Source organism: Moritella viscosa (assembly GCF_900120065.1).
Taxonomy (GTDB): domain Bacteria; phylum Pseudomonadota; class Gammaproteobacteria; order Enterobacterales; family Moritellaceae; genus Moritella; species Moritella viscosa.
Genome location: NZ_FPLG01000053.1, coordinates 30,029 through 45,418 on the forward strand (window position 1 = coordinate 30,029; position 15,390 = coordinate 45,418).

Here is a 15,390-nt window from a genome sequence, read left to right on the forward strand (position 1 = left end):
GTGGTTTAAACCTTGAAAAATGCCATAAACGACATTTGCTACATCGCTTATACGTTGATCAAATCTGAGCGTAAATGAGGGTTACTTCATTGTCATCTCAGACAAAATCATTAGGAAATATTCAAAATGCGTGTTGCTTTAATAGCCCTTGCAGTGAGTTGTATTCTAATTAGCAATGCAACCCAAGCCACTGAAAAAGAACAGAAAAAAAACACAGTCGTTAATCTACAGATAGCACTTAAAAGTGTTCAATCTGAATATGACGTATTCAACGAATTACTCGCAGTGATAAATGATGATATAGCTATCGAGAAAAGCAAATTAACAAACATAAGAATGCAAAAAAAAATGCTTTCTCGGCAAACTGAAAAATCCTTGGCCAAAATGAATGCACAATATCAATTAATGATTGATAACCCAATGCAAGATATCACGACATCACAAAAGAACTATCGCGTCGCAATTCAACAGCAGGAACAAAATAATCTACTCATTAAAGGTTCAGTTACAGCCCTAGCACAACTCAGTAAACAGTTATCTGAAAAGAATATTGAACGCATTAGACTACTAAATCAACGTGAAACAATCAGCGAAGAGATAAACATTGCACGTATTAATCGTTTGAAAAATGAAATACAAGAAACTCAATCACAGAACATTAGCCAAAGCATTAATTGTGATCTACAAAATTCATTCATAGAGTGTATTGATCGTAGTAACCAATTGAGTAAGCAAGACATCTCGAAGACGTATTTAAATACGGTATTTAATTCAGTAACAGAATCTAATCTAATCAGTAAATATAAAGCCGACTCCAGCGCGCATGTAAAACTGATAAGTCACAAAATATTAACGAGCGAATTCAGTGGGCAAGGCACTTATAACTCGACCATACAGGTAACAATGCAAGGAGTATTACCAAAAAATGAAGCCTGTAAGCTATTAAATATTGCAATTCGTTATTGCGCAGCTCAAGCATCACAAATGGTATTACCCGCCATAAAAAAAGATCTTAAAGATAATAAAGATAATAAAGATGTGTTATATCAACTCACTATTCGCTCGAACAAATACGATGATGAAGTATTCATTAATGGCGTTAGTTATGGATCTACTAAGCTCTCGGTAATGCTGTCACCAGGTGTCCACCATGTCGTAATAAAAAAATCGAATTACATAGATTTTGAACAAAACATTAAACTAAAAAACAACATGATGGTAAGAGCTAAGTTATTAAAAGCCATCGTTTTGCTACAAGATGGTCAAGCAGTACAAGACTTATTAGCTTCTGGTGAACGCGGTCCAGAATTAATTTCGGTGCCAGCAGGCCAATTAACAACATCGGTTGATAACACTAATAATCAAACCATCAAAGCTTTCTCTGTCGGTAAGAATCCAATCACCGTCGCCGATTTTAAACGTTTTGTTAACGCCAGCAACTATATTACAACCGCAGAATCAGGTAGTGGTTGTGTGGAGTATGCTTACGGCAAAGAAACATATAATGTCAATTTAAACTGGCGCCAGCCAGGTTTTGCGCAAACCGACGAGCATCCAGTTGTCTGTATCAGCTCAGCTGATACCAATGCATACTTAGCTTGGTTATCAAAAGCAACAGGTCAAAAATACCGTTTACCGAATAACGGCGAATGGGAATATGTAGCGCGAGCAGGTAGTAATGACAACTACTGGTGGGGTAACGATGCTGGTAACTCAAAAGCTAATTGCGCTTACTGTGGTAGCCAATGGTCGAATAAAAGCACCGCGCCAGTACAATCATTTAAAGCCAACAAATTTGGCCTGTATGATACCGTAGGTAACGTTTGGGAACTAACGAGTGGACATGATTTAGTTGCAAGAGGCGGCGCTTGGAACTTCGCCCCAAAACTGTCACAAATTGATGTCCGCTTAGCATTAAAACCCGGTTTCCGAGCTAATTACATTGGCTTTAGAGCGCTACGCGAAAACTAAAATCAGCTAAATGAAAAACGTTGAAAGATATTGATTCAGATACAACTTAAAACGTCCAGTGCAGCACATCAGGCATTTTTCATTTTAAGCTCCCCGTAGGTAAAACCTAAATTAATATCCCTTATAACCACTCACCATTTTAGGGAATTAAAGTCATATTTTCACAATTTCGGTGCATAATTCCCACTATATAGGCCGATTTTCCTACTTACACGCTGGTACTATACTTGCTTAAGTATATACAACCCTAGATGGATATAAGGTATGCAATATGAATTCACTATTAACCGTCCTGCTCACTGGAACACTCATTCTTTGCACCTTGATTGGCTTATGTTTCCTCTTACTGCAAATGCAGCAACAACAACATAACCGCCGGCAGTTACAACTCGATGGTTTAATTAAGCTCAATATCATACGTAAATTATTAACACGTATGCAGCAACATCGTGGGCTATCGAATGGGATTTTACACGGCGAAGCGGATCTAAAGACGCGTTTAGATACGGTAACAGAGCAGATAAGTCAATTAAATATAGAAATCATCGATATGTACCCTGATTTATTAGAAAATGAACGCTGGCAAGCCATGACTGATCATTGGCAACGTTTATCCATCGATTACTTCAACTTAAATATTAGGAATAATCTCGAACAACACAATAAGTTAGTATTAAATTTACTCTACCTTATCAACGATGTTGCGTTTGATAATAAGCTACATCAACTCAATAATGAGAATAGCGAATCAATCCAATTCTTATGGCAAGAATTACTGTTTACTGCTGAAAGCATTGCACAAATACGTGCGCTAGGCACAGGGATTGCAGCAGCCAAAGTTTGTACACGAGCAGAGCGTATTCGACTAAGCTATCTTTGCCAGTCGTTAGAACAAAGTATTAATATTCAAAACAATCCAGACTACTTATTAAAAATATCTCATTTGCTGAAAGTGATTGATAATGAAATTATTATTAGCCAGCCAACAATAAAAGCGGATCGATTTTTTAATATCGCGACAGAGTCCATCGATATGATTTTAGCCCATTTTGACAATCAACTTAACAATGTCGAATATCAACTACACACATCGACAAGCATAAATAAGTACGCTGCATGACCAATTAAAAAGCCCCAAACCAGTGCTAATTAACACTAACTTGAGGCTTTATTATATTAAACTAAATAGGGTTAAACGCGCTTAATTTATTTAGCGTGTTTATCCGCTAAGTATAACCAAGTACTTAATACGGTATCAGGGTTTAACGATACGCTGTCAATACCTTGTTCAACTAACCAAGCAGCGAAGTCGTCATGATCTGATGGGCCTTGACCACAGATACCAACGTATTTACCCGCTTTCTTAGCCGCTTTAATTGCCATTGATAGCAGTATTTTCACCGCTTCATTACGTTCATCAAACAAATGAGAGATAATACCAGAATCACGGTCCAGACCCAGTGTTAGCTGTGTTAAATCATTTGAACCGATCGAGAAACCATCAAAGTACTGTAGGAACTTATCAGCAAGCAATGCATTTGAAGGCAGCTCGCACATCATGATAACGCGTAAACCGTTCTCACCACGTTTCAGGCCGTGCTCTGCCAGTAAATCAATAACTGATGCAGCTTCGCTTAATGTACGCACGAATGGGATCATAATTTCAACATTGGTTAAGCCCATGTCGTTACGCACGCGCTTAATCGCTTCTGTTTCTAGCGCGAAACAATCGCGGAAGTCTTCAGAGATATAACGTGAAGCACCACGGAAACCTAACATTGGGTTTTCTTCTTCAGGCTCGTAGTTTTCACCACCGACCAAGTTAGCGTATTCATTTGACTTAAAGTCAGACATACGCACAATTACTTTTTTCGGATAGAACGCCGCTGCCAGCGTTGAAATACCTTCTTGCAATTTAGCAATATAGAATTCAACAGGTGATGCATAACCAGCAATCATCTCATTGATTTCAGCTTGCAGCTCTGGCGATTGCTTATCAAAATTAAGCAGTGCTTTCGGGTGAATACCAATCATACGGTTAATGATAAACTCAAGACGTGCTAGACCAACACCTGCATTTGGTAATGCAGCGAAATCAAATGCACGATCCGGGTTACCCACATTCATCATTACTTTTACTGGAATTTCCGGTAAATTAGCAATTTCTGAAGCCGTTTCACGGAATGGTAAAATACCTTCGTAGATAAAGCCAGTGTCACCTTCAGCACAAGATACTGTTAGCTCTTGATCATTGACGATTAGGTCTGTCGCGTTACCACAACCAACAACAGCAGGGATCCCCATTTCACGTGCAATAATTGCAGCATGACAGGTACGCCCACCACGGTTTGTTACGATTGCAGAAGCACGTTTCATGATCGGTTCCCAATCAGGGTCTGTCATGTCCGTGACTAATACGTCACCTTCTTGTACTTCATCCATTTGATCAATTGATGAAATAACTTTAGCAGGACCCGCACCAATCTTACCGCCAATCGCACGGCCTTCAGTAACCACTGTTGATTTAGCGTCTAAGTGGAAGCGAACCATAACTTGCTTATCTTCACGGCTACGTACCGTTTCTGGACGTGCCTGAACGATATAAAGTTTGCCATCAATCGCATCTTTAGCCCACTCGATATCCATCGCACGGCCATAATGTTTTTCGATGATCACCGCTTGTTTAGCCAGTTCCATGACTTCTTCATCATTAATAGAGAACTGACGTGATTTGCTTGCTTCAACATCAACAATTTGAACTTGTTTGCCATGTCCTTCGTCAGCAGAGTAGATCATTTGTATCTGTTTGCTACCAATGTTACGACGTACAACAGCAGGGTTACCTTTAGCAAGTGTTGGTTTATGAACATAAAATTCATCAGGGTTTACTGCGCCCTGTACAACCATTTCACCAAGACCGTATGAAGAAGTAATGAATACTACATCTTCAAAACCAGACTCAGTATCAATAGAGAACATCACACCAGATGATGCTTCGTCACTACGAACCATGCGTTGAATACCCGCAGATAATGCCACGCCACGGTGGTCATAACCAGAATGCACGCGGTAAGAAATAGCACGGTCGTTAAAGAGTGATGCGAATACGTGTTTAATTGCAACAATGATGTTGTCATAACCACGTACGTTTAAGAATGTTTCTTGCTGACCCGCAAAAGATGCATCAGGCATATCTTCAGCGGTAGCCGAAGAACGAACTGCAAATGATGCTTGCTCGCCCGCTTCACCAGCAAGTACTTCATAGCTTTCAGCAATAGCTGCTTCTAATTCAGGTTGGAAAGGTGTGTCAATGATCCACTGACGAATAGTGGCACCCGCTTTAGTTAGCGCTGCGATGTCATCAACATTGAGATCGTCAAGTAGTGTATAAATTTTATCATTTACACCACTTTGCTCTAAAAACTGATTAAACGCATCAGCGGTAGTCGCGTAACCACCAGGAACTTGCACGCCTGCGCCCGCTAAGTTACTAATCATCTCACCTAGAGATGCGTTTTTGCCGCCAACTCGTTCTACGTCGTTCATTCCAAGTTTTTCGTACCCAATTACGTACTCTATCACGGCAGTTCTCCAGATTTAATCTATCTCAAAAATGATTTTAATTATGGGCAATATAGGATATTGCTCACATATTATTAATGCAAAATAATCATCTTGCTTTCCTTAGTGTTTTTAATCATACACAGCTATTAATTTCAATGTAAGATACTAACTTAGAAAATTTCATCTGTTTATGAAAAGGATAGAGTTAATGCAAACTGTTTTTTATGTCTCTGATGGCACAGCGATCACCGCTGAAGTCTTTGGTCACGCGCTTCTAAGCCAATTTCCGATCGAATTTGATCAGCATACTTATCCCTTTATCGAAACCGAAGAAAAAGCAAAATATGTTACTCAAAAAATTAATGAACATGTTGCTAAAACAGGACAGAAGCCACTCGTGTTTCATTCGATAGTTTCATCTGAAATAAGGACAATTATCGAATTAAATGAAGGTCATTCTCACGACTTTCTAAGTACATTTGTTGCGCCGCTTTCAGAGCAATTAAATATCAAAGCAGAACCAAAATCACACCGTACGCATAGCCTTAAAAATGACACTTATGATGCCCGTATTGAAGCGGTCAATTATGCCCTCGCCAACGATGATGGCATTACCTGTAAAGATTATGATGATGCAGACTTAATCTTAGTCGGTGTATCCCGTAGTGGCAAAACACCAACCAGTTTATATCTGGCATTACAGTTTGGTATCAAGACTGCCAACTACCCATTTATTGCCGATGATATGGATAATTTAAAACTGCCACCAGCATTAAAGCGTAATAAACATAAAGTATTTGGTTTAACCATTGATGTGAAACGCCTACAAGATATTCGTAGCGAGCGTATTGCTAACAGTACTTATGCGTCATTACGTCAATGTAAACTGGAAATATCGGAAGTTGAATTCCTGTACCGTAAAGAAAGGATCCCTTATATCAACAGTACGTTATTTTCGGTTGAAGAGATCGCAACTAAGATCTTGGATAAGAAAGGACTTAAACGTCGTATTTATTAATCCGTCATTTATTCATGCCTAATCGAATAACGTTAGTCACCTAGCGTTATTCTCTTTATTGTTCAGATAGACAGCCCTAAATACATTACATATTAACCGTGTAATTCTTGTTGTAGTAAGCGCCATACCGATGAATCATTCACTGACAAGTCATAACCAATAGCGCTAATATTGTCTTGAGTACCCAGCTTTAGAATACTTTTAACAGGTACCACTTCCATCACTGAATTGGTAATAAAAATTTCATCTGCAGCTAGCACATTAGAAATGGTGTAATCTCCTGTTTTAAGACTAAAACCCAGTTTATTCAATAAGTTTGAAATATGTGTTTTCATCACCCCTTCAACACCACTGCGTTCGGTGCTAGGTGTATAGACTTTATCTCCAATAACCCAGAACACATTGGCTACAGATGTCTCGATAACATAACCGTCTGTCGAGCAAACGAGTCCATCATTCATACCATTGGCATCAAGTTCTTGCTTAATCATCACCTGATCCAGTCTGTTTAACGTCTTTAATCCAGCTAATGCAGGGTTGACTGTTTGTTGATATTCGCAAAGCATTAATTCAATCCCCTCACGCGCCCAGTCACTATATTGTGCAGGAATAGAACGATGTTGCAAAAACCAATTTGCGCGGCTACAACCTAGCGTGCTATAACCTCGGCCACCCTCACCTCGGGTAATGGTTACTTTTAATACGCCACCCCGTAATACAAGTGCTTGCTGAGTGATTACCGCGAGCAGTTCATTCCATTGGGTAAATTCGATTGCGAGCGCAGCACACGCCTGTTGTAAACGCGCCAGATGTAAATCGAGTAGTAAGGCTTGTCCTGCCGCTATCTTAATAGTAGTAAAGTGCCCGTCTCCAAAATTAAAACCACGGTCGGCGATTGCAACATCTTGACTGGGAGAGCCATTAATAATCATGATTTATGTATTCCACTAGGAGCTGAGTACTGATTGTATGTTCACTCTGGCTTGCTGTTCAAATTTTTCTTTAAAATAACGAGAGTAATAAATAATTGGTTGACGTAAAAAACGTTTTAACAGACGTTTCCGAACACGTGTATACAGCCACGATGGAACATGCTGGTATTCATTGCGAATAGCGTTTTCATAGTGTCCATAAGTAGCGTTATTCTGGCCTAATATAGTTAAATCTATGTCTAAAAATAATGCCTGATCATTAAGACTTGCTCGCACTATATTAGTTGTCTTCGATAAAAACTTGCCTGATTGCCTTTTGATTTTACGACTTGGCTTACTTGGATGCTGAGTTAACAACACTAACTCATACACTTGTTGTACTAACTCTGTTGATACAGTTAAATTGGTGAGTGCGGTCACTGCATACTGCGCACTTTTGACTTCGTTGTCAGCACTTCTTACATCATAGATAACATCGTGAAACCAAATAGCGAGCGCAACCGCTAATGGATAATCAAGCTGATCTTGCACTTGATCAAACCAATTAAAACAAGCCTCAATATGCGAGAGGTCGTGATAATACCGATGCGCTTCTTGGTAATGGGGTAACAAACGCGACCAAGCTTGCTCTATTTGTGCCATCGTCAAATGCGTAAAGTTATCTTGCAGTAATAATCGCCAACGTAGGGCTAAGCGTTCACTGACTGTATTAATATTATTATCCGTCATGCACAGCTGTCCTTTCCGAACGATATTTTCACCGATATACTCTGAGTTATTTCGCTATTAATTCCTGTAACAAGGCGGAAACTGTTGAGGAATGTCAGTGCAAATCCCCGTTACGCCCCAATTATAGAGCTGGTTCGCACGCGCTAAACAATTAACCGTCCATACATTCACGCTGTAACCTGCGACAGTCATAGCGTTGACTTGCTGTTCAGTTAAACCGCTATCCTTAGGATGAATAAATTCAGCGCCGACATATTGCATCGAGGTTAGCCAATCATCCGGTAATGGCGCTTCGAACAAACACGCTAAACTTATTTCAGGCGCTCGACGTTTTATTTCGGCTAATAATAGATGATTAAAGCTGGAGATAAGTAACTGCTGACCACCTTGCCAGTGATGGTTAATGTCACGAATAACACCATCGATCAATCGGTCAGTCGTGACTTTATCAGGTCCAGACATCAGTTCTAAATTCAGATTCATACCAGTTTCATTGGTAAATAAGATAAGATCCACCAGCGTTGGAATCCGTTCTCCAACAAAATCGAGTCCAAACCATGCCCCCGCGTCAATATCATCAAGGTCGGTGACAATTTTATCGCATAATAACCCCGTGTGATCACTACAGCGGTCGAGAGTTTTGTCATGACAAATAACCACAGTACCATCAGCGAGCATATCGGCGTCCACTTCAATCCAAGGCACATTATTGTCCTCTGCTAATTGAAAAGCGGCCAAGGTGTTTTCTGGGGCTATAGATGAAGCACCACGATGCCCCATCACCATCTTCCCTGCGTTTTCACTGGCCGACGGATTGAACTGAAATGTATGCGGTGCGATTTCAGAAATACTATTTGTCATAAATGAATCTCAGATGTAGTTTTTATCATAAAGAAAACCTATTTAGTAGGGCGAATAATGACACAGGTTGCAGTACAGTGCGCATAAAGCTTTCCTTCTGTATCACGAATGTCACCTTCCGATATAGCGACAGTTTTTGATGCGTTTAATACCTTACCTTTAGCATGCAATACAGTATTTTTAGGAATTGGACGCACCATTTTTACATTCAAATCGACCGTGCCGTAACTTTCGCCAGCGGCCAATGTGGTATGTACTGCGCAACCTGTAACCGAATCTAGCACCGTTGCCGCAAAACCACCATGTACACCACCCATCGGATTTAAATGACGATCATCGGCTTGCACACTAAAGTTGATCTGCCCTTCGCTTAAATCAACACATTGCATCGGCATTGTTTGGCAAATTGAAGGATGTGGAAAGATTCCTTCTGCCATTGCTTGTAGTATCTCTAGCCCACTCATTTTTGCTGGGTTTAACTGCTGACTCATGCGCTTTCCTTGTTCCTATTAACATTGAATTTAACTGCTGTATTACAACAATATTCTCACAAAATAACCATAATCTGGTAACCATTACTGACAATGTTACACCCGAACCTTGTTAATTAACAATGACGCAACAATAAATCGACCTGAACGCCAAATATCACTTCCAACAATGCCTTATATACGTTACTTTTATTACAGAAAGAAAAACAATTTACATATTTACAGCCTTGGAGCCGGGATGTACTCAATAGAAAAATCTCATAAGTTAGATAACGTGTGCTACGACATACGTGGACCAGTATTAAAAGAAGCGAATCGCTTAGAAGAAGAAGGTCATCGAGTAATCAAATTAAACATCGGGAATCCCGCCCCATTTGGTTTTGAAGCCCCAGAAGAAATCGTAAAAGACGTGATTCATAATTTGCCATTGAGCCAAGGTTATTGTGATTCAAAAGGGTTATACTCTGCACGTAAAGCAGTGATGCAACATTACCAACAGAAAGGCCTACTGAATGTGTCTATTGATAACATTTATTTGGGTAATGGCGTTTCAGAATTAATCATGATGTCAATGCAGGCATTGCTAAACAACGGTGATGAAGTATTAGTACCGTCACCCGATTACCCATTGTGGACAGCGGCAATTACCCTTTCGGGTGGTAAAGCAACGCACTACATTTGTGATGAAGAATCTGATTGGTATCCTGATCTGGATGACATTAAAGCCAAGATCACACCAAATACTAAAGGCATTGTTTTAATCAATCCAAACAACCCTACAGGTGCGGTATATAGCAAAGAATTCTTGCTAGAAGTGATTGAAGTAGCTCGCCAACACCAGCTGATTATTTTTGCTGATGAAATTTATGACAAGATCTTATATGACGGTATTGAGCATGTACCTATGTGTACGCTTGCACAAGATATTCTGATTGTGACCTTCAATGGTTTGTCTAAAGCGTACCGTATTGCCGGTTTCCGTTCTGGTTGGTTGGTATTAAGTGGTGCGACACATCTTGCTAAAGACTATATTGCCGGATTAGAAATGCTCGCCTCGATGCGTCTGTGCTCAAATGTACCGATGCAGCATGCGATACAAACAGCGCTAGGTGGTTATCAAAGTATTAATGAATTGATTCTACCAGGCGGTCGTTTACTGGAACAACGTGATTTAGCCTGGAAGATGTTAAATGATATTCCGGGTATCACGTGTGTAAAACCAAAAGGTGCAATGTATCTGTTCCCGAAAATTGATATGGAAATGTACAATATCAAAGACGATCAGAAATTTGCATTAGATCTGTTACAACAAGAAAAGCTGTTGATTGTACAAGGCACTGGTTTTAACTGGGCTCGCCCTGATCACTTCCGCGTAGTATTTTTACCCCGAGTTGAAGAGTTAACTGTTGCGATTAACAAGCTGGCTAACTTCTTATCAACTTACCGTCAGGATTAGTTTGTAGGTATACCATTGTAGATATTAGAAAGGCGTCGTAATGATGCCTTTTTTAATAAAAAATCTAATCTAGATGCTTTTTATTGGTCATTTTAAACGTGCTTGTTATAGCTTTTTTGCAAAATAAGCCATAATTTCAGCTTTAGTCATTTCTTTCGTTTCGTTTGAAAAGCAATAATAGTCAGGTCGCTGATCACTAAAGTATTGCATATCCATTTCTAATCCATTCAAATCTTTAAATATACCCACTGGCATATTGTAATCACCACTGTCATTAAATTTAAAAAATAAATGGGTTCCACAATCAGTGCAAAAACCACGAGATGCCCAAGATGATGAATTATACGTCTTCACTTTATCCAACCCTGTAATGCTTACATTCGTTCCACATTGAACAGCAAAAAATGGAGCACCACCCCATCCCCTGCATGAGTCACAGTGGCAGACAGTAAATCTAGGATTAATTTCGTTTGCGGTAATTTCAACTGCACCACAAAGGCAGCTTGCTTTTGAATGTAACATTTATATATTCCCCTTAGTTTATAACCATAGATGTGTTTCATTTAGTAAATCAATAAAACACTGTATATAACAACAGTACCCTAAGACGGTATTAATGTCGATTAAATCTATTCCTAACAACTGTAAAATCAATGATTGATCTCTAAATCGAAAGATAAACTATATTGGTGTGAAACGAAAAAAGCCCGATTCCAGAGTATTCTGAGATCAGGCTTTGTTTAACGTGATACTTTATTCTATGAAGCGCGAACCTCAGTCTTCATCACTAAAGGTTGCAGTAATAAATGAAACAATACGCCAGATACAAATAGCGTAATGACGATACTTGCACCACTGGGGAAGTCATAGTGAGCTGACATTGTGATACCAGACAAAATACCTGTAACGCCAATCCCCATGCTTGCGATAAAAAACCGTATACCTTTTAACGCAGATGCGCAAAGAGCAGGGATCACCAATAACGCAAATTCAAGGTAGATCCCCGTCAACTTGACCGTTATTGGCATTAATATCGCGAAGATAACGTAAAAACCACTGCCGCGCATAAACTCTGGTTTCATCGTGACCAAAGTCACCATCGCGGCGGTGATAATAGCCAACGGCCAAACATCATCCCATGTCGCCCATAACAACTGGCCATTTAAGATACCTTGAATAAAGTCGGCACCATGTGGATCTTTACTTGCCAGCAAAATAGCCAATGAAGCAGACACCGCAAACAAACTACCTATCATAGGTTCAAGGTGTTCTTGGTAGTGCTTTTCCATCAAGGCAATTAAACCGCACAGCATCAGCGACAATACCCAAGGACCAATCATCTGTCCTAACCAAGTCTCGGGTAAGATATCAAAACTATTTAGCCAATACTGACTGAACGCGGCGCCTAATGCGGCAACTTGTGCCACAGCTAAATCAATAAAAATAATTTTACGCTGTAGCACTTGCTGCCCCAATATCACATTACCCACCAGCGCAATCAGACCACACAGCACCGCTGGGGCTAGCCAAAGATAATCCGTTAGCATGGCTTAAGGCTTCACTGGCTGCGCAAGCACATCGAGCAAACTATCCAGTATGCCATCATACAGTTCGTCAAGACTTTGCCCTTCCGATACCGTGAGTGGTAATTGAATAACTGGCTTTTGTGTTTGCTGATGCAGCCAATTAGCCGCGCGTTTATTCTGATGAGAAGAGTAAATAATCGCATCAAACGACGTTGGGTCTAACTTCGTCAACGATTGCAAATGTGCAGTCGTCGGGGAAATCCCCGGCTTAGGCTCAAGGTCTGCAACCTGCCTCATCCCCAACCAATCAAACAGATAACGATAGGTCTCGTGATAACTTACTACTTGCATACCTCGCAGCGGTTCAGCTCGCTGTTTCCATTCAACTAACTTTTGTCGCCAATGCTCACGGAACTTCACACCATTGACTAGGTAACTAAATGCATTAGCGGGATCTATACTTTTCAAGCGTTTGCTCACCACTCGAGAAATTCGGCTCATATCGTTGGCAGCAAACTGCACATGCGGATTACCATCGGCGTGAATATCCCCCATACTGCGGTCAACATGATGATGCGTATCCAACATGCTGACAATCTCTGATGCATACAGCATACTTTGCTTATTGTTTTGCACCGCTGGATTACTGCTTCGCGCCTGCAACATCGGCAACCAACCAATTTCCAACTCAGCACCAGAGCACATTGCCATATCCGCTTGGCGCATCTTGGCAATCAAAGACGGCCTCGCTTGCACGTAATGTGGGTCTTGCAGTGCAGTTGTCGCAGAATAGATAGTTGCTTTTGGTGCATGTGCAGCCAATAGTGCTTTCCACTCAGGCTCACAGACGAAGATATTTAACGCCATCGCAGGTGCAGCTAACATTGCTGCACTCACGGTCACGAATAATCTGCTTTTCTTAAAACGCATGTGCTCCGTGTGCTCCAAACGTCATTACATATTGCAGTGTGAATACGTTATCAGTTTCTTTAACTTGGTTTTCAACACGCGAGTATTGGGCACGAACTGTACCAAAATGAGAAGAGTTCCACGCCAACATCGCATCAAACTCACGGTCTTTTAGAGAGGTCAAATGTACACGTTCGCCATGTGCATGCCCGTCATAGCTTTCAGCTTCACCGTAGCGCAGACCTGTCGACCAACTAGGAGTAAAACGATATACACCCGATACGTAATACGCGGCTAGATTATCTGGTGCATTCTTTTCATCTTTGTATTTACTATCCAGAATATCGTCTAACAACATGTATTCAGCTGATAGTGTTAAGTTACGATATTTATAGTTGCCATTGGGCGCCCATTTCCACACAAAGTCAGCGCCGTATAGATTTGCTCCCGTCACAGCTGATGCATGGCTGTGGTCGTGATCATGATCGGAATCCGTACTGTGGTCATGCTCTTCAAAACTTTTCGTTTTACCGTTATCATTACGCAGATAACTCAAACCAAACTGCCAGCTAGACGACGTAGAAAAATCATCTCCCAGTTTTAATGTCGTGGTATAAATCCCCACTTCAGCACCATCTTCCACAGCAGACATCTTACTGCCACTCAATGCCTCGACGCCCAATTTCACATACATATCCGTAGGTAGAACTAAGTTTGCACGTAAACCATCATCATAATAATGAGAACCTAAAAAAGTACGGTAAGCGATTGGACGCTCAACAAAACTGTCCGTGTGTACATGTTGGTTGTTCAAATAACCAAAGTCAGACAAGAATCGTCCAACTCGAATATTAAGTCCATAAGGCATTGCCAATGTTTCAACAAACGCCTCTTCTAAAAGAAGCTCAGTTTCATCGCCATGCGCCTCTAGCACCGTCGTTAATACGCCATGAAACTTGTCATCAATATTAGCGGACATACTAATTTCAGTGTGGCCGAGTCCAAAACCCTCTCCACGCTCTGAGTTATTACGCTCACCATTTTGGTAATAACCATCGAGTACTACGCCAATTTGTGGATTTGACAACGTATTAGCAAAAGCAGGCGATACCAAGATGCTGCCAATCGCGAGGGAAACCAATTTCTTTTTCACAACTATTTTTCCTTAATTGTTATAATATAACACCAATATTTGTTATGTTATAACATAACACCAAGGGTGCAAAGCAAGAAATCTAACTATTTGTAATTTTGAGAGTATGCAAAGAAGTGCTACAGTAATGAAACCGATGACTTACGTGCTTTTAGCCTGTATTGTCATTAGCTACTTTTGATTTGGAGAAGAGCATGAGCCATTTTTTTGCCCACCTTGCCCGCATGAAGTTAATTTATCGTTGGCCGCTAATGCGAAATGTCACCAATGAAAATATTGCCGAGCACAGTTTACAGGTTGCGATGGTTGCCCATGCACTGGCACTGATCGGGAATACTTATTACGACAAAAACTATGATCCTGACAAAGCAGCCTCAATGGCATTGTTTCACGACACAACAGAAGTGTTAACGGGCGACTTACCAACACCTGTGAAATATTACAATAAAGCCATTATTCGTGAATATAACAAGATTGAATTAGCTGCTGAAAAAACCTTACTCGATATGTTACCAACAGAACTACGTGACGCGTATAAGCCATTATTATCAACACCTGATCTTGATCCTATTTATAAAAAATTAGTCAAAGATGCGGATATTCTCTGTGCTTATATGAAGTGTATTGAAGAGGAAAGCTGCGGAAATCATGAGTTTTCTAAAGCCAAATTACGCTGTAAAAATGCATTAGACGAGCGCATTACAGATGAAATCCGTTATTTCCTTGATGTGTTTTTACCAAGTATCGGTCAACCTTTTGATGATATGAACTAAACTGGTA

At 40.4% G+C, this 15,390-nt stretch carries 14 protein-coding genes; 5 read left to right on the forward strand and 9 right to left on the reverse strand.

The window, feature by feature from the left end:
• Positions 1-126: 126 nt before the first annotated feature.
• Positions 127-1,971, forward strand: coding sequence for an SUMF1/EgtB/PvdO family nonheme iron enzyme (locus tag BT797_RS08460; protein WP_075471653.1), 1,845 nt, complete (start codon positions 127-129; stop codon positions 1,969-1,971).
• Between the two features lie 271 nt (positions 1,972-2,242).
• Positions 2,243-3,091 carry a hypothetical protein gene (locus BT797_RS08465; RefSeq protein WP_045111400.1) on the forward strand — a complete coding sequence of 283 codons (849 nt, stop codon included), beginning with the start codon at positions 2,243-2,245 and terminating at the stop codon, positions 3,089-3,091.
• Between the two features lie 86 nt (positions 3,092-3,177).
• Here the strand turns inward: BT797_RS08465 and ppsA are convergent, their stop codons facing one another.
• Positions 3,178-5,553 (reverse strand): phosphoenolpyruvate synthase, encoded by a 2,376-nt coding sequence (gene ppsA, locus BT797_RS08470; RefSeq protein WP_075471655.1) that lies wholly within the window; start codon positions 5,551-5,553, stop codon positions 3,178-3,180.
• Between the two features lie 190 nt (positions 5,554-5,743).
• On the opposite strand from ppsA, the gene ppsR reads away from it, so the two are divergent.
• On the forward strand, positions 5,744-6,553 hold the full coding sequence (ppsR, locus tag BT797_RS08475; protein ID WP_045111402.1) for a posphoenolpyruvate synthetase regulatory kinase/phosphorylase PpsR: 810 nt from the start codon (positions 5,744-5,746) through the stop codon (positions 6,551-6,553).
• 92 nt (positions 6,554-6,645) lie between these two features.
• Here the strand turns inward: ppsR and pabC are convergent, their stop codons facing one another.
• Genes pabC through BT797_RS08495 form a run of 4 tightly spaced genes read right to left on the reverse strand, consistent with a single transcriptional unit; the run spans position 6,646 to position 9,566 of the window.
• Positions 6,646-7,485, reverse strand: a complete 840-nt coding sequence (gene pabC / locus BT797_RS08480) for an aminodeoxychorismate lyase (protein WP_045111403.1) — start codon at positions 7,483-7,485, stop codon at positions 6,646-6,648.
• A gap of 15 nt (positions 7,486-7,500) precedes the next feature.
• Positions 7,501-8,214, reverse strand: a complete 714-nt coding sequence (locus BT797_RS08485; RefSeq protein WP_075471657.1) for an HD domain-containing protein — start codon at positions 8,212-8,214, stop codon at positions 7,501-7,503.
• A gap of 57 nt (positions 8,215-8,271) precedes the next feature.
• Entirely contained in the window at positions 8,272-9,075 is an 804-nt protein-coding gene (locus BT797_RS08490; RefSeq protein ID WP_075471658.1) for a glycerophosphoryl diester phosphodiesterase, read from the reverse strand.
• Between the two features lie 38 nt (positions 9,076-9,113).
• Positions 9,114-9,566: a PaaI family thioesterase gene (locus tag BT797_RS08495; protein ID WP_075471660.1), complete on the reverse strand. Its 453-nt coding sequence runs from the start codon at positions 9,564-9,566 to the stop codon at positions 9,114-9,116.
• Between the two features lie 238 nt (positions 9,567-9,804).
• Between BT797_RS08495 and BT797_RS08500 the strand changes: the two genes are divergently transcribed.
• Entirely contained in the window at positions 9,805-11,022 is a 1,218-nt protein-coding gene (locus BT797_RS08500) for a pyridoxal phosphate-dependent aminotransferase (protein WP_075471662.1), read from the forward strand.
• 105 nt (positions 11,023-11,127) lie between these two features.
• Here the strand turns inward: BT797_RS08500 and BT797_RS08505 are convergent, their stop codons facing one another.
• The 4 genes from BT797_RS08505 to BT797_RS08520 all read right to left on the reverse strand — a co-directional run bounded on the left by BT797_RS08505 (position 11,128) and on the right by BT797_RS08520 (position 14,616).
• Positions 11,128-11,544 carry a GFA family protein gene (locus tag BT797_RS08505; RefSeq protein ID WP_045111407.1) on the reverse strand — a complete coding sequence of 139 codons (417 nt, stop codon included), beginning with the start codon at positions 11,542-11,544 and terminating at the stop codon, positions 11,128-11,130.
• A 236-nt stretch (positions 11,545-11,780) separates the two neighbouring features.
• The gene (locus BT797_RS08510) at positions 11,781-12,569 is read right to left on the reverse strand and encodes a metal ABC transporter permease (protein WP_045111408.1); all 789 of its coding nucleotides are present in this window, start codon (positions 12,567-12,569) and stop codon (positions 11,781-11,783) included.
• Between the two features lie 3 nt (positions 12,570-12,572).
• Complete coding sequence (locus BT797_RS08515) at positions 12,573-13,478, reverse strand: metal ABC transporter solute-binding protein, Zn/Mn family (RefSeq protein ID WP_075471664.1); 906 nt, start codon at positions 13,476-13,478, stop codon at positions 12,573-12,575.
• Entirely contained in the window at positions 13,468-14,616 is a 1,149-nt protein-coding gene (locus tag BT797_RS08520) for a hypothetical protein (protein WP_370429907.1), read from the reverse strand. The genes BT797_RS08515 and BT797_RS08520 overlap by 11 nt, the downstream gene beginning before the upstream one ends.
• Positions 14,617-14,804: 188 nt before the next feature.
• Between BT797_RS08520 and yfbR the strand changes: the two genes are divergently transcribed.
• Positions 14,805-15,383 (forward strand): 5'-deoxynucleotidase, encoded by a 579-nt coding sequence (gene yfbR / locus BT797_RS08525; protein WP_045111411.1) that lies wholly within the window; start codon positions 14,805-14,807, stop codon positions 15,381-15,383.
• The last annotated feature ends 7 nt before the right edge of the window (positions 15,384-15,390 follow it).

What these genes read in the sequence shown, in the direction of transcription:
- pabC (WP_045111403.1), bottom strand. Translation starts at nt 7,485, where the DNA reads ATGATTATTAATGGCTCTCCCAGTCAAGATGTTGCAATCGCCGACCGT.
- ppsR (WP_045111402.1), top strand. Translation starts at nt 5,744, where the DNA reads ATGCAAACTGTTTTTTATGTCTCTGATGGCACAGCGATCACCGCTGAA.
- yfbR (WP_045111411.1), top strand. Translation starts at nt 14,805, where the DNA reads ATGAGCCATTTTTTTGCCCACCTTGCCCGCATGAAGTTAATTTATCGT.
- BT797_RS08490 (WP_075471658.1), bottom strand. Translation starts at nt 9,075, where the DNA reads ATGACAAATAGTATTTCTGAAATCGCACCGCATACATTTCAGTTCAAT.
- BT797_RS08510 (WP_045111408.1), bottom strand. Translation starts at nt 12,569, where the DNA reads ATGCTAACGGATTATCTTTGGCTAGCCCCAGCGGTGCTGTGTGGTCTG.
- BT797_RS08485 (WP_075471657.1), bottom strand. Translation starts at nt 8,214, where the DNA reads ATGACGGATAATAATATTAATACAGTCAGTGAACGCTTAGCCCTACGT.
- BT797_RS08500 (WP_075471662.1), top strand. Translation starts at nt 9,805, where the DNA reads ATGTACTCAATAGAAAAATCTCATAAGTTAGATAACGTGTGCTACGAC.
- BT797_RS08515 (WP_075471664.1), bottom strand. Translation starts at nt 13,478, where the DNA reads ATGCGTTTTAAGAAAAGCAGATTATTCGTGACCGTGAGTGCAGCAATG.
- BT797_RS08460 (WP_075471653.1), top strand. Translation starts at nt 127, where the DNA reads ATGCGTGTTGCTTTAATAGCCCTTGCAGTGAGTTGTATTCTAATTAGC.
- BT797_RS08495 (WP_075471660.1), bottom strand. Translation starts at nt 9,566, where the DNA reads ATGAGTCAGCAGTTAAACCCAGCAAAAATGAGTGGGCTAGAGATACTA.
- BT797_RS08505 (WP_045111407.1), bottom strand. Translation starts at nt 11,544, where the DNA reads ATGTTACATTCAAAAGCAAGCTGCCTTTGTGGTGCAGTTGAAATTACC.
- BT797_RS08465 (WP_045111400.1), top strand. Translation starts at nt 2,243, where the DNA reads ATGAATTCACTATTAACCGTCCTGCTCACTGGAACACTCATTCTTTGC.